Genomic DNA, 16675 nt, shown 5'->3' on the forward strand with positions numbered 1-16675 from the left:
TGCTCTTACGCTTTTTTTGTGTTTATTTCTCTGGGTTTAATTGACGAAGCTCTTGTTTAATTTCAGTTTTTGCTTTTGTCTTCTCATCAATCTCTTTAATTACACGTGCTGGAGTACCGGCAACAACTGTATATGGAGGTACATCTTCTGTTACAACAGCTCCTGCTGCTACAACTGCACCCTTACCTACTGTAACTCCCTCTAACACAACTACGTTTGCACCAATTACAACATCATCTTCAACGATAACTGGTTTTGCTGAAGGCGGCTCAATAACACCTGCAAGTACTGCACCTGCACCTACGTGACAGTTCTTACCAACAGTTGCACGTCCACCAAGTACCGCGTTCATGTCAATCATAGTACCTTCACCGATTACAGCACCGATATTAATTGTTGCATTCATCATAATAACAGCGTTGTCGCCGATTTCAACGTGATCACGAATAATCGCGCCTGGCTCAATACGAGCTTTAATACCTTTTAAATCAAGCATTGGAATTGCAGAATTACGACGGTCATTTTCAACAACGTAATCAACGATGTGCTTGCTATTTCCATCAAGAATTGTCTTAATTTCAGACCATTCTCCAAATAATACACCAGACTTTTTATTTACAAATGCTTGTACCGTTTCAGGGAATGTTACTTCTTTTAAATCCCCTTTTATGTATACCTTTACAGGAGTTTTCTTTTCACTTTTTTGAATAAACGAAATAATTTCGTTAGCGTCCATCATTTTCATTCTTGTTGCCTCCTAAATCCATTTATAATGTTACTCTACCAAACGATAGAGCGAGTAGCAAGATAATAATCCTATTTTTCCATTTGAATTTCTTCTATAATTTCTAAAAATGCCCTTACTTGCTTCAATTGTCTGGCCGATTCACTCGTCAATAACCATGTTTCTCTCGTTAATTGAACAGGTGTTTTATACATATTTTCCTGTACTTCTTTTAAAACAGTAGAAGGTAAAAGAGCATAACCTATACCATTTAAAACGAGCTGTTTGCAAGTCTCAATTTGATCAACCACAATTGTTCTCTTAGGTGGATTAGAAAATAAACCATACCACCAATTTTGTATTTGTCCATAATAAGTCGAATCACTTTTAAATTGAATAAATGGTCTATTTGTTTCTTTTAACATTGTAATATCTTTTATTTCTTTATCCACTAAATAAAGTTCATCTTCAAATAATTGTTGCTTCTGACCTTTATATTCTTGTGTTCCTCTCAATATAGCAACATGAACGTCCCCTTCATAAAATTGCTTTTGCACTTCACTACTCCAGCCAGTAAACAGCGATATTTTCACAGAAGGGTATTTATGTACAAACTTCTTCAAAACAGGAGGAAGCCAATATTGACCAATAACTGATGCAACAGCTATTTTTAACGTTCCGTGAGTTTCTGTTCTAAAAACAGCTAGCTCACTTTTAATATCCTCTTCCTTTTGTAGCATTTCTTTTGCATAATTTGCGACTTTTTCCCCTTCAGGTGTAATTGTCAATCCTTTTTGTGAGCGAATAAAAAACTTCATTCCCCATTGTTTCTCCATAGATTGTAATCGTTGACTAAGCGCAGGTTGTGAAACAAATAAACGTTCCGCCGCTTTTCTCATATTTGATTCCTGAGCTAACACAACCATCATTTGAAAATCATCAATTTGCAACTTTCTCCCTCTTTCCTTAGCTTCCATACACCTTATCTCAATAAGCTTTTCATCCTTAATTTAACTATATACTCTTATATTTTTTATCTTTTTAAATATAATACATACACAACTGATATGCACGAAAAAAAGTGACTTCTCCGCTTCTATGAAGTCACTTTTCTCACATTATCGATTATGTTGCCTTACTTTTTTATTCAACAATTTTAAAATAGCCCGACGTGTTAAAATCCCCTCAAAATACCCATCTTCATTGACAGCGCAAATAAAAGGATGATCAATTGTCATTTCTAAAGCTTTTGCAAACGAATCTTCTAACTTAAGAACCGGAATGTCTTCCTTCATCACCTGTTCTACTTTCATTTCGTCAAGTCTTTCAAACTCAATACGTTCCAGCCCTAACATACCGTCTAAAATCATGGCAGTACTAATTAACCCATGCAATTTATACATCGGGTCCAAAACAGGTATCGCCGAATATCCAGATTTCACAAGAACGAGTAAAGCATGCTCTAAACCATTCCCCATTTGGACATGTGCTACTTTTTCTGATGAAATCATTAAATCTTTCACAAAAATTTGTTGAAACTCGTCTTTCGGAATACTAATCATGTTACATCCCCCCATTTTCCCTTTTTCCTACTTTTAATCACCGATTCTATTCATATTTTATGACAGCGTTTTCATATTATTATTTTGTCCCTACTTTATTTCAATAAAAACAAAATTACACAGCTATTTTAGCATACAACACAAAAAAAAGACTACCATTCCGGTAGCGCTTAATACCCCTTATTTTTTAATCTGTAAAATAACCTTGTGATTTTTTTATATTGCGTCACATCTGTCTGTTTTAAACCATTCTCAATATCTGTAATTTCCACAGATAAAATTTCACTCGCATAATTTTGCTGAAATAGAATATCTAGTAACAAACTCTCTTCTTCTTCTGTTAAAACAAATTCCCTTTTCATATACCCCTCTCCTTATACTCGCATCGTTACTCTTATTATATATAATTTTCAACCTATTTAATAGATGTAATATTCAGTTTTTAGTGGGGGATATATAAAAATTGTTTTTTATTTCGTATATCGATTTGCATAACTAAACGCCGCATAAGCATCTGGCTTAATTTTTGCTGTTAATCCCATCGCTTGAATTTTCGCTGTCATATCTAGAATAAATTCTTTTGTTAAACCATCATTTCCGATATCCAAGTGAATTTCCATTATAAATCCAGCTCCCTCTTGAGCATATGGATGCAATAAATCCCATATTGTTTGTATATGGTTCGGAGTAAATAGGCATGCAATTTCTTGGCTAAACTGCGTTTCTAAATATATTTTCTCACGTAAAGTTGCTGGCTTATCTTTTACTGATTTATGGTGTAAACACCCCCAGGCACCTTTTCCAACGCGATGAATATGAATTGCCGTAATAAACCTCGTATCCTTTTGATGTGCTTGTGAGTCTGTCCCAATGGATAAGCGATATAAATTTCGTGGATCCTTTTCAATGAAACTGCAAATACGGCTAAAGACCATATCAAAATTTAAATGTCTCTCTGAAACATTATAAAATGTATGTTCACCGGCCACATAGTCACGTCCTTTCAATTAGACAGACTTTTCGTATTCTCATTGTATGGGACAAAAATAAAAATTATAACTTCCTACCCTTTATTCGTTTCAATATTTCGAATTACATAATGGCAAACTTGGCACGTATAAATTACATTTTGATTCGATTGAGCCGTTAATACATGAATAATCTCAGCAGAATTGTGGCATTTAGGACAAACCACAACTGGTAAACGTTCCATACAACACACCTCCTCGTTATTTTTATCCCGCTATTTGCTACCCGTAAACACCCAATTGGTGATGGCTAATAATCAGTATAGGACGAAGAAGCCCTACTGATTACAATTTCACTTTATTACCATTGTAGGAAAAATGAAAAATCCCTATACCTATATGCTAAAAAGTAATAGAACTAAAAAAGGTGTTGCCATATGGCAACACCTTTTTTATATGTATCAAGAAATGATATCGTAAATCTCAATTGCAACCATATCGATATTATCGAATTGATACACTTGAGGTTTTTCACCTTGTTGATACACTTCTAACTCATACATTTCACTTTTATCGAAAAATTTCACGCTACATTTGCGCTCACCGTTCACTTCAAAATAGCGTTGTGCTACTTCACCGCTTTCAGCTTGTTCTTGTAGACTAACAAGTCGAGTTAAAATTCCTTGGAGTAGAGACATGAAATCTCTCCTTTCTCTGATCTTCCTACCAATAGGTTTTACAGCTATACTCATTCTATCCGTCATAACAGAAAAAATGTTCCACAGTCTAGGATAAAGGTTATTGGCCAGAAACTCAACTAAAAATTTGTCGAAATGCGAAGGAAAAAACAGAAAGAACATCTTTTCCCTTCTTTATTGCGATTTTTATACTGGAAGAATATAATAAAAAACAGAAAAAAGGAGGAATTACAATGAAAAAAATTGAGGTTTACACACAACCTGATTGTCCGCCATGTGTCATTGTGAAAGAATTTTTAAAGCATAATAACGTTGTATATGAAGAGTTTGACGTAAAAAAAGACGCTGCTGCACGCAATCGTCTTTTATACGACTATGATTCGTATTCAACTCCAACAGTTGTAATTGATGGAGAAGTTGTTGCTGGTTTTCAAATTGAAAAATTACAACAGCTACTCAATATTGAATAAGAATAGGTAAAGACCTATTCTTATTTTTATCCCACTATTTGTGGGCAGTAATAGCCCGATTGGTGCGAGCTATTAATCAGTGAGAGATGAACATCCCCCACCGATTACAGTTTCACTTTATAATTGTTGTAATCGTTTTATTTCAGTTAAAAGTTCTTGACTTTCATGATATCCGGCCAATTTCCATTTCCCTTGATCTCTTTGCAATGTTACAATTTGATATTGTCCACTTTTCGCCCGCTCATATACATATAAAATTTTATGCTCTTCATCATATGACATTTTCGTTTCTGAATGAAAAGAAAACGGCGCTTCTTTTGCTGGAAGTAAATATTCACCACTTTGTTTATCACTTCTACTATTTTCATCTGTAAATACTTGAAGGAAATTCTCTGTAAAATATGGTGATAACGTTTCTATCATCTTATTCATCGGCAAATGCTTCCCACGAATTGAAAATTGGGTTTCATAGCCCTTTTGTATCGTTGTAAACACTTCTTCCCGATCGACTTTCGCTTCCTCTTTTCCTAAAACAGTTGTGACACTATAACCAACTAGAAAGGCAACGCATACAAATAGAACTAACCATATTCCATATTTCCTCATTTTTTCACCTTCCTTTTAAGAAAACTTGTCTTTGTAGTATTCATTGTAACAATGATTATGCAAAGACAGGGGTGGTTTCGTTCGTAAAATCTTTACAACGATAGACAGCATTTTCATCACCATTTTCACTATTACCAATTTATGATAAAAACAAACAAAAAATGCACGAATCTCTTCGTGCATTAAAATAAAACATCTTCTTCATATAAATATTCATACGATAAATCTATAAATAAAAAGTTTTCATCATCAATTGGGAAGGAAAATGTTCGTACCATCTCACCGGTTTCAATATCAGCATATAAATCTGAAAGTCTTGCCTTATTCTCAAAACGCATTTTCATAATATTTTCTAGAAAATACGGACGCCAACTCCAGTTCTTCATATAATACTCAGGCATCACAATCCATTCCCCATCTTTTTTCATAACGTTTCCTGATTGTTGGAAACCATCTTCGTTACAAATAAATATGCGAAAACTACACTGTGATACACTTTGGCTAAATTGTAATAACCAATCATTTATATCTTCATTCTTTTTCTGTTTGGCTAGAACATCACCAATTCGATCACGTAACATTTCTGTTAAATTATAAATCTTTTGTAACTTTTTCTTCTCATGTTGAATAAATTGATGACACTCATTACCAAGTCGTTCTTTCAAAACGTTCGTTTCAATAAAATCAGGTAAGCACTCTTTCAAATAATTCCCTTGATAATATCTACCACCGTTTTTCCAAGCATATTGTAGTTGATAAAAAGCATCTATTTCTTCATATAACAATGTTGCACCAATTCTTCTAGCAAGTAATGATAAAGAATATAAAATATCTTGATAAGATTGTAAAAGTGCAGTTTGCCTTAAGTTTGTTAAATCTACTTTTAAAATATCCGGTGCTAACACGCTAATACGTTCTAAATTACTTGTACCCGTTCCGACTTTATTAATCGAAATTTGAATACCATATGTACGATAATACATAAGCAAATGATTAAATTGCTCTATATCTTCTTGACATTCATGTTCTGTAATTTCTAAAACAATGTGTTTCAAATTTAAACCTTGCTCTTCATACATCAATAAAAGTTGAAGTAAACTTTCATCATCATCGTTCATTAATACGTTAGCATTCCGATGTATAAATAATAATAATTTTTGATCACTTTCTAAATAACGATTTAAAGCTTTTTCTACTATAATGTTGTCCGCTTCCAGTTGAAACTCACTCGGAATAGAATCATCATGAAAGAAAGAAGCTAGACTTTGTATGCCCTCTTCTGTTTGAATACGTCCTACTACTTCATATCCAATTACAGTATGCTCATCAGCACTAAAAATAGCTTGATAATAAGGAAGGACTTTATCCAAGTTACTCATTACATCTAATGCATCTATCAACGCGCTTCCCTCCCTTTACTTTTCAAAAATTATAACATGATATTTACGGAAAAATAATAAAAAATCCCTTCAGTTTTCCTGAAGGGATTAGAGGGGTAAAATGCTAAGGGGAATTAGCAATTCTACTATGAAGAAAAAAGAGGTCTTAAATATAACGTATATATGACCTCTTGTAAACACTTTTCTTTCACATGTCACAATTCCGTCACATTTAACCGTAAGAATATGGATCAAACATTCATTTTCTCATCCCTTTTAAAATGGATATTGATGTAAATGTTGTCCTCCATCCATTGTCATGCAAGTTCCATTTATGTACGCAGCTTCATCTGAACATAAATAATAAGCTAAACCTGCGATTTCTTCTGGCGTACCCAGCCTTCCAAGCGGAACACTTTGTATCGTACGCTTAGCCATTTCTTCTGAAATCCATAACTTATCAGCACCGCCCGTACGTTCAATTGGTCCTGGCGCGATAGCGTTAACTCGTATTCCATATTTACGTCCCCACTCAACAGCAAGCGTCTTCGTCATTGCTAACACTCCAGCCTTCGCTGCAGCCGAATGAATAACTCCCGGACCTGCATCCCATGCATATGTTGCTACCATGTTAATGATATTCCCTTTTATACCTTTTTCAATCCAATATTTTCCGACAGCCTGGCTACAGTAAAATGTGCCATTTAACACAATATTTATGACCGAATTCCAGCCATTCACGGATAAATCCTCTGCTGGACAAATAAAGTTTCCAGCTGCATTATTTATTAAAATATCAATTCGTCCAAACTTCTCATCAATCTGTTCAATCATTTTCTGAATATCATCAGTATTTCTTACATCCATTTGTACGGGTAATATTTGCCCTGGAAATTGTTCAATTTCCAACTTTGTTTCCTCTAGTTTTTCCTTTGTACGTCCTGTAATAACAACTCGTGCCCCTTCTTTTGCAAAACGAATCGCCATTCCTTTTCCCATTCCGCTTGATCCACCTGTAATAATAACTACCTTTTCTTTCACATACATCCCCTCCCAAAAATGAATACACATTCATTTTATCATTTTATTTAATAGAAATCTTTATATTTTTAAACTTTTCTGATATTTTAACGTAAAGAGGTTTCTTTTCATTCATTTTTTTCGTAATCTATACTACTTTTTTATTATTTAAAATATATTTCAAATAAACTGAAAGGAGATTTGAGTAACCTGTAGATGTAACGAACACATGTGATATAAGTCAAATAGGTATACTCATATTTTTATGAAGAAAATTACTAGAAGAGATTTTTTAAAAGTTGGCATGCGCACTTGTCTATATTCATTTATAACCACTAGCATCGGGTACTATTACGCTAAATATATTGAGCCTCATTTACTCTCTTTTACAGAGCATACACTTACATCGCAACTCATACCCAAAAGTTTTCATGGTATGAAGATTCTTCAATTTAGCGATTTACATCTCGGATACTATTTCTCTCTCCAACATTTATCTCAAATCGTTTCTAAAATTAATGCTGTAAAACCCGACATTGTTCTTTTTACTGGTGATCTCATTGATAATTATCAAACATATACTGCCACCCCTTTCGTTGCATCCATTTTAAAAAATATACAAGCACCCTTCGGTAAATTTTCTATTTATGGTAACCATGATCACGGCGGCTATGGAACGGAATACTATGAGCACATCATGCGTGAATCTGGATTTGAACTATTACTAAATAACGAAAAGAGAATCCGTCTACTGGATAATAGTGAAATTTCAATTTTCGGGCTCGATGATATACTACTAGGCAAACCAAAAATAGAGGAGACACTACAGTACGCGAGGCAAAATACTTATAACATTGTTCTTGTTCACGAGCCAGATATTGCACCGCAAATCGCTAAATATCCAGTTAACTTACAACTTTCTGGTCATAGCCATGGCGGACAAGTGCAAATTCCTTTTTTAGGCGCTATTATTACCCCATCACTTGCTAAAAACTATGTTGAAGGCTTCTATACGATTCAAGATTTAGCTCTCTATGTCAATCGGGGCCTTGGAAGAACACGTGTCCCATTCCGATTTATGTCAAAACCTGAAATTACGATTTTCACGCTCCAACATTCGTAATAATTCGCCTATTTTCTTACATATCCTTTCTTGTACGCGCTCATCCACGTTTCATTTACCATATGATAAAAGTGAGTCCAATAAAGGAGGTTTGTTCATGTACCCATATTATCAACCAATCCCAGTCCGTTCAGCACCTATTGGTCCAGTAGGCGACTCACGCTTCTTTCCGTTTTTTGGCGTCCCATTTCTAGCTGGCATTGCTGGCGGACTGCTAGGCGGTGCATTGGCTTTCGGTCCTAGACCGTATTATCCACCATATCCACCACCTTTCCCACCGCCAACACCTTATCCTTGTTATGGTGGACCTTGTCAACAACCATACTATTATTAATGTACTGCCACAATTCTACCAATGTTATTCCCTCTCTTGACCGATCCATGATCTATTAACATGCTTACAATAAAAACTATTCTCTCTACGCATCCATTTATTTAGAGAACATATAATAAGTAGAGAACAAAGTAAAAAAACCTCTTTTTTAAGAGGTTTTTTTACTTTGTTCTCATTATTCAGCATCCGTGTTTTGATACGCCATCTTAAACAACTTCACTTGGCTATCAATTTCTTCTGTACTACTATTAATAACATAATAATAATCACCGGTTTTATTTTGTTCGCGCGTTTTCACATTATCAGCTAATATAAGCTGTAAAATCGCCTTAATTCTCGCCTTCATTTCAATATCTAATATTGGGAAAGATATTTCTACTCGCTTTTCCATATTTCGCGTCATCCAATCAGCTGAAGATAAATATGTCTTTTCCTCTCCATTATGATGGAAATAATAAATTCGGCTATGTTCTAAATATCTCCCAACAACACTAACTACCCGAATATTCTCACTTACATTTGGAATACCAGGCCTTAAACAACATGTTCCTCGAACGATGAGCTCTACCTTTACTCCAGCTTGTGATGCTTCATACATTTTTTTTATTAATGGTTTATCTGTTAATGAATTCATCTTAGCGATAATATACCCATTTCCATATTGCCTATGATAACGGATTTCTTCATCTATTAAATCCATAAATTGCTCTCTTATATCAAATGGTGCAACCGATAAATGATGAAAATGCGGCTTTGTTGTATAACCGCTCAAATAATTAAAGAAATTTGTTGCATCGACCCCAAAGTCTTTTCGTGATGTAATATACCCAAAATCAGTATATAACTTTGCAGTCGCGTCATTATAATTTCCAGTCCCAAGATGTACGAACCTTTCAATTTTTCCGTTTTTTCTTCTTACAACTAGCGTAATTTTACTATGTGTTTTCAAGTGGCTTACACCGTAAATAACATGACAGCCCGCCTGTTCCAATTCTTTAGCCCAATTCACATTATTTTCTTCATCAAATCTTGCCTTTAATTCAACTAATACCGTAACTTGCTTCCCTTTTTCAGCTGCTACCTTTAGCGCCTGAATAATCGGCGAATCCCCACTTACTCGATATAATGTTTGTTTGATTGCAAGTACATTCGGATCGTCTGCCGCATCACGGACAAAATCAACTACTGGCTGAAATGATTCAAAAGGATGATGTAATAAAATATCATGCTCAATCGCTTTTTCAAATACATCTTCCGCATCCCCTAAGTCTTGAGGCCGTTGCGGAATAAGAGCCGGATATACAAGATGTTCATATACAGGAGCTAGTTTTTTATATAAAGAAAATAGACATGTTAAATCTAACGGTCCATCCATTATATACACATCTTCATCTTTTACTTCCAACACCTCATATAATAATGCTAATACTCTTTCATCAATATGCTCTTTGCCAACTTCTAAACGTACAGCAGCTCCCCACTTACGCTTTTTTAATTCTTTTTCAATTACCTTTAATAAATCCCTTGCACCTTCTTCATGAATTGTTAAATCCGCATTGCGTGTAATACGAAAACGAGTAACTGATGATACATTATATCCTGTAAATAATTTATGGGTAAAACCACTAATTACATCTTCTAATAAAATAAATTTATGCTTTTGCCCTTCACTCGGTAAAAATATGAAGCGTTCGAGTAATGAAGGAACTTGTACAATCCCTAACTTCGTACGGTTTTCTTCCTCCACTTGTTTCTCATCATATAAAAGAGTAGCTAAATTCAAACTTTTATTTAATAACATCGGAAATGGACGATATGCATCAATAGCTACAGGTGTTAAGACTGGAAAAATTTGCTCATCAAAATACTCTTCTATAAATTCCCTCTGTTCTTTCGTCAAATCGTGGAATGTTAAACGTTCAATTCCCTCTAACTCCAGCGCTGGCAACACATAATTTTTAAACGTATCATATTGTACAGTCATTAATTCATGGGCCTTTATCGCAATTTTATTTAATTGCTTTTTTGGTGTTAAGCCAGCCTTATTTTCTGGTTGGTTAAACCCAGCACTCACTTGATCCTTCAATCCTGCTACGCGTACCATAAAGAATTCATCTAAATTGGAACTGAAAATGCTAATAAACTTTAATCTTTCCAAGAGCGGATTCGTTTCATCCTGTGCTTCTTGTAGTACACGTTCATTAAATGCTAACCAACTTAATTCTCGATTGTTGTAATAAGCTGTATCATTTAAATTTACTATATTCCCCATCAACATTTCCATCCTCTTCACACTTCCCCTGAAACTTTTTTACTATAATTTAGTTACTTTTATTTTAGCAAATTACAATATTCCAAGGTGTTAATTTTTTGTAAAGACATCCGTACAACTTAACATTTTGATTCGAAGGATAAATTAATAGTCTTTTTCAACACTCTTTCCAGCTGCTTTTTTTGTTTTTCAGCTTGTACTTTTTCCGCTAATGCCGATTGCTCACATACAATTTTAAATGTTAATCCTTCTTTACTTTCTATTATAGATATCGATTCAACAAGCGATCTTTGTCTTATATTTAGAGCTGCTGAAAATTGTAAAACAGCCCCTAATAGGCGGATTTTTTTTTGTTCATTTTTATCAAACCATCCTTCAAATGGGGACAAGTGTTGTTTGAATAACATTTTTGATTTATAAGACGCAATAAGCGCTAATCTAACTCGCTCTTTATGCATCATACCATCAATTGTTTTATTCGCTAATAAATAAAACGTATGTAAGCGACTCGCTTCTTCGTCTATATATTTACCTATATTAAATACTTTCGCTGCTTGATGAAATACTTCCCAGTCTTTTACTGACATAGAAATTAGCCCTGTTTCTTCAAGCTGTTTACAAATCAATCTTCCATGTTTAATAAGCTGAATTACAAATTCCATATCCATTTCATATTCATGTGATAATAAATGTAAACTTTCTTCGACTACGTTCGGATAATATGAAATCCCCAAATCTTTTGTCAACTCTTCATAGAAAACACCTTCTCGTAACCCTTTTCTGCTTAACACAAATGCTGGTGCCTCTATAACATTAACAAGCGTATGAAAAACTTTGACTGCTGGAATAATTGTATCTGCTCGATCTTTTGCCAATCCTTCCAATTTTTGAATTTCTATGAACGACAATGCTTCCAATTCTTCTTTCACATTTTTAATATCTTCTTCTTTCATTTTATATAAATGTACCCCTGCTATAGGATAACAAATTAAATTTTGATGGATTTTCACTAAGTTCCTCGCACTACCACCAATTGCAATAAGAGGCAATTTCTTATCAATTAACCATGGTAATGTTCGAAATTGATATTCTAAGTACGTTTGAATTTTTTCCAACTCGTCTTCAGTAGGTATATCCTCTTTAATAAATTGTTGTTTTAAAGAAAGTGCTCCAAAAGGAAAGCTATGGTACTCTAGAATCTCTCTATTTCGAAAGTATGTAACTTCTGTACTTCCTCCACCAATATCTACTGTAATTCCTTCAGAGAACGAAGTTGAATTCATAACTGCTAAATAGCCGTAACGTGCTTCCTCATATTCTGATAAGACTCTAAGAGTAAAGTCTGTTTGTCCCTCAACCAGTTTTTTAATTGCCTCTTGATTCTCAGCCTGTCTAATTGTTGCTGTTGCAACACAAAGTACATGATGCAACTGGTGGAATCGTGTACTTTCTTGAAATTGAAATAACGTTTGTAACAATACCTCTATTCCTTCTTCCATCAACACACCATCAATTAAGTAATTCCTTAACCGAGCAACCACTTTCGTATTTTCAATCTCCTTATAAAAACCTCCGTTTTGCTTTTCATAAATAACTAAACGCATTGTATTAGATCCAATATCTATAATGGCATATTGCTGTTTTAATATTTCTTTCAAACTTCTCACTCTTTCATTATCAAATTTCTAAAACACATTCTATTACTATTATACAAAATAGTTGTTTTTTGTAACAATATTGCTTTAATATTGAAAATATATACAATCACTTTTTGCATATAATAAAAACCTCTTTTATTTATGTTATAATAATGAAAAATTGAAAGGAGATTCAATATGAAACCTTCACAACCACAATCTCAATTACAAAACCAACATTCTATTAATCGACTAGCTCAATCTATTTTCGTTGTGAATCGTCATGCTAAAGCTGCAACTAATCCGAAGTATTTATACTGGTTAAAAAAGACGGCTTTAGAACGCTTAATTGCTGAAAAAAAAGCTATTAAAGAAGGATTACATTTTTCTAGAAATCCACGTTTTAGCCAACAACAATCTGATGTTCTTATACGTTTAGGTGATTATTTTTTCCATATTCCTCCTACCAAAGAAGATTTTCGAATCCTACCACATCTTGGTCATCTTGAATCCTCCTATCGAAATCCGAAAACAACCTTATCTTTAACAGTAGCAAAAAAAACACTTCAAGATTATATTGGTCCTGAAGCACTGAAACAAGAAAAAAAATTAAGTGAACCTGTCCCATGGTATAGTCGTACTTATACAAAAAAATAAAACAGTTTGGCCAATTGTAGGCCAAACTGTTTTATTTTTTCTCTTCTTTAATTTTAATATTTGCTTGTTTATAAAAAGCTATTTTTTCTGTATTATAAGATTTTGTAAATTCATTAAACTTGTCTTTTTCTGATTCAATATCCTTATAAGATTGATTTACTACTTTTACTTTTTCACTAATATCTTTTAATTTTGTACCTTTATCTTGTAACATTGTATATAATTCTTTTTCTTGTTTTAACGATTTATTATAGCTATCATACATCTTGTTAAATGAATCTTGTCGTTTCTCATATATGCTTTTCACTTTATCCGCTTGATCTTTCAATTTCTTATCTTCAATTTTCTTCACATATTTATCTACTGATTTTACTTCTTCTTGTGCCTTACTTAAAGATTCTTTTTCTTTTTTAAGCACTTTGTCTCGTTCATCTGTATTTTTCACTGCTTGGTTCAATTTTTCCTTAACAGTTTGATTATTATCTTTTCCTTCTCGAACAATCTGGTTATATAATTCTTGTCCCTCTTTTTCTAAAGTTTCAAGTTTCTTTGCATCTTCAAACATTGTTTTTTCTTGCTTTGCAGCATTTTCAAATGCAACATATAATTCCTCTTCTGGTTTCGGTCCGAAACAACCGGCTAATAAAGTCATTGATAATGCAGTTACAATTGCTAATTTACTATATTTCAACATCTTCTTCCTCCTACTTATATACGATCATCGTGTAAAAAGCTATGAAAATTATATATCCTTCTATAAACTCCATACTCGCACCTTTTCTACGAAAATCATTGATATTGTTTATAATGCTTGTACAAATTGTATTACTTAAAATTACATTTTACTTTTTTGAACCAATTAGCAGTTTCATATCCATCTTTTACTTAGCACTTTTTAAAGTCTGTTCATACTATGTATTACATAAAAGTACAACGGAATTCATCACAGCCATAATAATTTGAAGAACAACAGTAATAATAATTCACCTGATAAAAGATGATCGTTGTTCTCTCACGTCTATCATTCTATCATTCCCTTTCCGGCTTTCTATCAAATAATCTATTTGTTCATTTTACACAGTATAAATGCTATCTTGCAACAACTTACAATTATTCTTGTCATTCCCTAAAAAGGAAAAGTGTAGAGCATGCTTCCCTCTACACTTTTAAAATGAAACACATTGTGCAAAATGCATTGACACATCCATCATAATTATATGCTTATTCCATATATTTTTAAAGACTTTTATTACAATAAAAGTTCTTTTTGTAATAAAAGTCAAAAAAATGTTACATTCAAAACTTCTTCATATCATATTTCTTCAAATCAAAGTTTCACTCATTTTCTTACAAATCCCTATGCTGGTACAATTGATTTTGTGCCTTTCTTAACAATTCTTCAAAAGTTTTTCCTTCTATTGGATAACTAGCAGCTCCAAATAAAAGCGTCATACTTAACAAACCATTTTCTATTTCACTTTCAATATTTTTCATTAATCGGTTTGTTATCGTCGACTTTTCATGTCCGTTATCAACTGCCACAATAACATACTTATTTTCGTCCCACCTAGTAACAACATCCCCTTTACGAATTGTCTTTACAATTGTACTCTCCAATTTTTGTACTAACACCTCCAAATTTTTTTCTTGCACTGTTTCTTTTAGTCCTTTCCATTCTTTCATAGAAAGAATGTACACTGTAATATTATGAGAATCCCGTTCTGACAGAGCAGTTACTTTCTCAAAAAAATCAACTACAAAATCATTACTTGCCATTCCTCCTACTTCCGTATCCATACGTCCACTCGCTCTTTTATCATACCAATGTCCAAAATAATAGCTGAGTATCATTTGCAATATATAAATAATAAAGACGGTATAAAATGATCGCGAATCCAGTTTTGTAATTACATCCTGAAGCGCAATCCATTCTGTAACTGCCACTGTATTCCCAAGTAATAACCCACTAATTTTCCCTTTATGTTTCATACTTCTCCTCCCTTCTATACCAATATATGTTTCTATAACAATTATGTTTTTCTACAAAATAAAAAATGTACACATTGAGTGTACATTTTCGCTTAAGCTTGTATACCATTTTTATTCTATTTCATATATATACTATATATCGTTTTAGAAAGAGGTGATCTGTATGCTACAAAAAGAAAATCTATCAGATATTATACGTTTACTAGCAGGCTTTCTGTTATCGTTAAAATTATTATGTAATTCTTTCGGAGTGAACTTTATTACAAACGATCAAATTGACGCTATTGTAAATGTTGCTTCCTTTCTTTTCATTTTATATTTTGGTTATAAAAATAATTATGTAGGAAAAAAAGGAATCGAGCAAAAAAAAGTACTCAAAAAACACAATCTTCATTAAAAAAGGAACCTTTCTTACAGGTTCCTTTTTATCATTGCCGCACAACAACTTCATTTGTTTGCAGCGGACCATATGATACTCCTTTATATTGAAATGTATATGTAGCCTGAAATAATGCGTTTTTAATTGCTTTATCTTTATTTGCTTTTATTTTACAAATTAGTTCTACTTTCTCATTCGGTAATAAATTTTCGATTCGCCACCTTACAAGCTGGAACAAAAACTCACTCATCCCCTTATCAGCCTTTAATGAATTTGGGATATATGCAAAATAATCTCGAATCATATGACTTACTACAACTCGTGAAATCATTTCCATTCCTTTATTTTCTACTTCAATTCGAATAATAAGTATGTCGTTTACATCATAGGTCAGTTCATATGAAAATTTTTCTTTATACATACTACGGATTTGTAATGTAACTGCTATATTAGGACATTCGCTTTCCTTTTTTGAGCCATCAATCCATAATACTGGTTGTAGCGGTATTGAATGCCTTCCTTGATCCGAATTTCGTTTCCATATTTTCACAATAATATTCACCCCATTTCAGATGCATCATCCATACGACCTTATTCTACCTCTCTACACCATATTAATAAAGCTTGTTACAAACGATATATAGTTATTGCTCTTCCTTGTATCCTATTCGACAATATAAAGAAAAAACCATTTTTCCTCTGTTAACAGGCAGTATTCTTACTGAAATATTTTTTTACAATTTCCTTCATTGACTTTATACCAATATTAAGTATTACTCACTCTTTTGCTGTCCATACAACAGAATATTTTGACGGAAGAAAAAGTTTGCCTTTTAGTCAAATTTGACTATAATATT

20 protein-coding genes are annotated in these 16675 nt (G+C 33.1%); 5 read left to right on the top strand and 15 right to left on the bottom strand.

Annotation, left to right across the window (positions count from 1 at the left end; genetic code table 11):
* Positions 1-22: 22 nt before the first annotated feature.
* From dapD to MKX31_RS17875, 7 genes are all read right to left on the bottom strand, one after another.
* Complete coding sequence (gene dapD, locus MKX31_RS17845) at positions 23-745, bottom strand: 2,3,4,5-tetrahydropyridine-2,6-dicarboxylate N-acetyltransferase (protein WP_064474940.1); 723 nt, start codon at positions 743-745, stop codon at positions 23-25.
* 71 nt (positions 746-816) lie between these two features.
* The gene (locus MKX31_RS17850; RefSeq protein ID WP_002008407.1) at positions 817-1701 is read right to left on the bottom strand and encodes a LysR family transcriptional regulator; all 885 of its coding nucleotides are present in this window, start codon (positions 1699-1701) and stop codon (positions 817-819) included.
* Positions 1702-1842: 141 nt separating this feature from the next.
* Positions 1843-2286, bottom strand: coding sequence for a cyclic-di-AMP-binding protein CbpB (gene cbpB, locus MKX31_RS17855; RefSeq protein WP_000623572.1), 444 nt, complete (start codon positions 2284-2286; stop codon positions 1843-1845).
* Between the two features lie 170 nt (positions 2287-2456).
* The gene (gene abbA, locus MKX31_RS17860; protein WP_000817795.1) at positions 2457-2648 is read right to left on the bottom strand and encodes an antirepressor AbbA; all 192 of its coding nucleotides are present in this window, start codon (positions 2646-2648) and stop codon (positions 2457-2459) included.
* 108 nt (positions 2649-2756) lie between these two features.
* On the bottom strand, positions 2757-3275 hold the full coding sequence (locus MKX31_RS17865) for a ribonuclease H-like YkuK family protein (protein WP_000896655.1): 519 nt from the start codon (positions 3273-3275) through the stop codon (positions 2757-2759).
* A gap of 74 nt (positions 3276-3349) precedes the next feature.
* Positions 3350-3499 carry a hypothetical protein gene (locus MKX31_RS17870; protein WP_064474939.1) on the bottom strand — a complete coding sequence of 50 codons (150 nt, stop codon included), beginning with the start codon at positions 3497-3499 and terminating at the stop codon, positions 3350-3352.
* 216 nt (positions 3500-3715) lie between these two features.
* Positions 3716-3952: a YkuJ family protein gene (locus MKX31_RS17875; protein WP_000055151.1), complete on the bottom strand. Its 237-nt coding sequence runs from the start codon at positions 3950-3952 to the stop codon at positions 3716-3718.
* Between the two features lie 233 nt (positions 3953-4185).
* On the opposite strand from MKX31_RS17875, the gene MKX31_RS17880 reads away from it, so the two are divergent.
* Positions 4186-4422, top strand: coding sequence for a glutaredoxin family protein (locus MKX31_RS17880; protein ID WP_000717880.1), 237 nt, complete (start codon positions 4186-4188; stop codon positions 4420-4422).
* 117 nt (positions 4423-4539) lie between these two features.
* Here the strand turns inward: MKX31_RS17880 and MKX31_RS17885 are convergent, their stop codons facing one another.
* The 3 genes from MKX31_RS17885 to fadH all read right to left on the bottom strand — a co-directional run bounded on the left by MKX31_RS17885 (position 4540) and on the right by fadH (position 7448).
* Positions 4540-5028 carry a DUF3993 domain-containing protein gene (locus tag MKX31_RS17885; protein ID WP_046956444.1) on the bottom strand — a complete coding sequence of 163 codons (489 nt, stop codon included), beginning with the start codon at positions 5026-5028 and terminating at the stop codon, positions 4540-4542.
* Positions 5029-5210: 182 nt separating this feature from the next.
* Positions 5211-6428 (bottom strand): EAL domain-containing protein, encoded by a 1218-nt coding sequence (locus MKX31_RS17890; RefSeq protein ID WP_046957433.1) that lies wholly within the window; start codon positions 6426-6428, stop codon positions 5211-5213.
* Positions 6429-6683: 255 nt separating this feature from the next.
* A complete protein-coding gene (gene fadH, locus MKX31_RS17895; protein ID WP_000660897.1) occupies positions 6684-7448 on the bottom strand; it encodes a 2,4-dienoyl-CoA reductase in 765 nt (254 codons plus the stop codon).
* A 244-nt stretch (positions 7449-7692) separates the two neighbouring features.
* Between fadH and MKX31_RS17900 the strand changes: the two genes are divergently transcribed.
* Positions 7693-8550 carry a metallophosphoesterase gene (locus MKX31_RS17900; protein WP_064474938.1) on the top strand — a complete coding sequence of 286 codons (858 nt, stop codon included), beginning with the start codon at positions 7693-7695 and terminating at the stop codon, positions 8548-8550.
* Positions 8551-8647: 97 nt separating this feature from the next.
* Positions 8648-8884 carry a hypothetical protein gene (locus tag MKX31_RS17905; protein WP_048563234.1) on the top strand — a complete coding sequence of 79 codons (237 nt, stop codon included), beginning with the start codon at positions 8648-8650 and terminating at the stop codon, positions 8882-8884.
* A gap of 175 nt (positions 8885-9059) precedes the next feature.
* On the opposite strand, the gene MKX31_RS17910 is transcribed toward MKX31_RS17905, so the two are convergent.
* Together MKX31_RS17910 and ppx are read right to left on the bottom strand one after the other, a co-directional pair.
* Positions 9060-11168, bottom strand: a complete 2109-nt coding sequence (locus MKX31_RS17910) for a polyphosphate kinase (RefSeq protein ID WP_064474937.1) — start codon at positions 11166-11168, stop codon at positions 9060-9062.
* Between the two features lie 107 nt (positions 11169-11275).
* A complete protein-coding gene (ppx, locus tag MKX31_RS17915; protein WP_240368224.1) occupies positions 11276-12823 on the bottom strand; it encodes an exopolyphosphatase in 1548 nt (515 codons plus the stop codon).
* 168 nt (positions 12824-12991) lie between these two features.
* Between ppx and MKX31_RS17920 the strand changes: the two genes are divergently transcribed.
* Positions 12992-13450, top strand: coding sequence for a YkyB family protein (locus tag MKX31_RS17920; RefSeq protein WP_000804864.1), 459 nt, complete (start codon positions 12992-12994; stop codon positions 13448-13450).
* A 31-nt stretch (positions 13451-13481) separates the two neighbouring features.
* On the opposite strand, the gene MKX31_RS17925 is transcribed toward MKX31_RS17920, so the two are convergent.
* Positions 13482-14144 carry a YkyA family protein gene (locus tag MKX31_RS17925; RefSeq protein ID WP_088047237.1) on the bottom strand — a complete coding sequence of 221 codons (663 nt, stop codon included), beginning with the start codon at positions 14142-14144 and terminating at the stop codon, positions 13482-13484.
* 653 nt (positions 14145-14797) lie between these two features.
* The gene (locus MKX31_RS17930; RefSeq protein WP_088047236.1) at positions 14798-15439 is read right to left on the bottom strand and encodes a diguanylate cyclase domain-containing protein; all 642 of its coding nucleotides are present in this window, start codon (positions 15437-15439) and stop codon (positions 14798-14800) included.
* Between the two features lie 163 nt (positions 15440-15602).
* On the opposite strand from MKX31_RS17930, the gene MKX31_RS17935 reads away from it, so the two are divergent.
* On the top strand, positions 15603-15836 hold the full coding sequence (locus tag MKX31_RS17935) for an SPP1 phage holin family protein (protein ID WP_076539911.1): 234 nt from the start codon (positions 15603-15605) through the stop codon (positions 15834-15836).
* Between the two features lie 31 nt (positions 15837-15867).
* On the opposite strand, the gene MKX31_RS17940 is transcribed toward MKX31_RS17935, so the two are convergent.
* A complete protein-coding gene (locus tag MKX31_RS17940; RefSeq protein WP_048563239.1) occupies positions 15868-16368 on the bottom strand; it encodes a hypothetical protein in 501 nt (166 codons plus the stop codon).
* Between the last annotated feature and the right edge of the window lie 307 nt (positions 16369-16675).

The sequence above is a fragment of the Bacillus sp. FSL M8-0063 genome, assembly GCF_038005545.1.
Classification (GTDB): Bacteria; Bacillota; Bacilli; order Bacillales; family Bacillaceae_G; genus Bacillus_A; species Bacillus_A wiedmannii.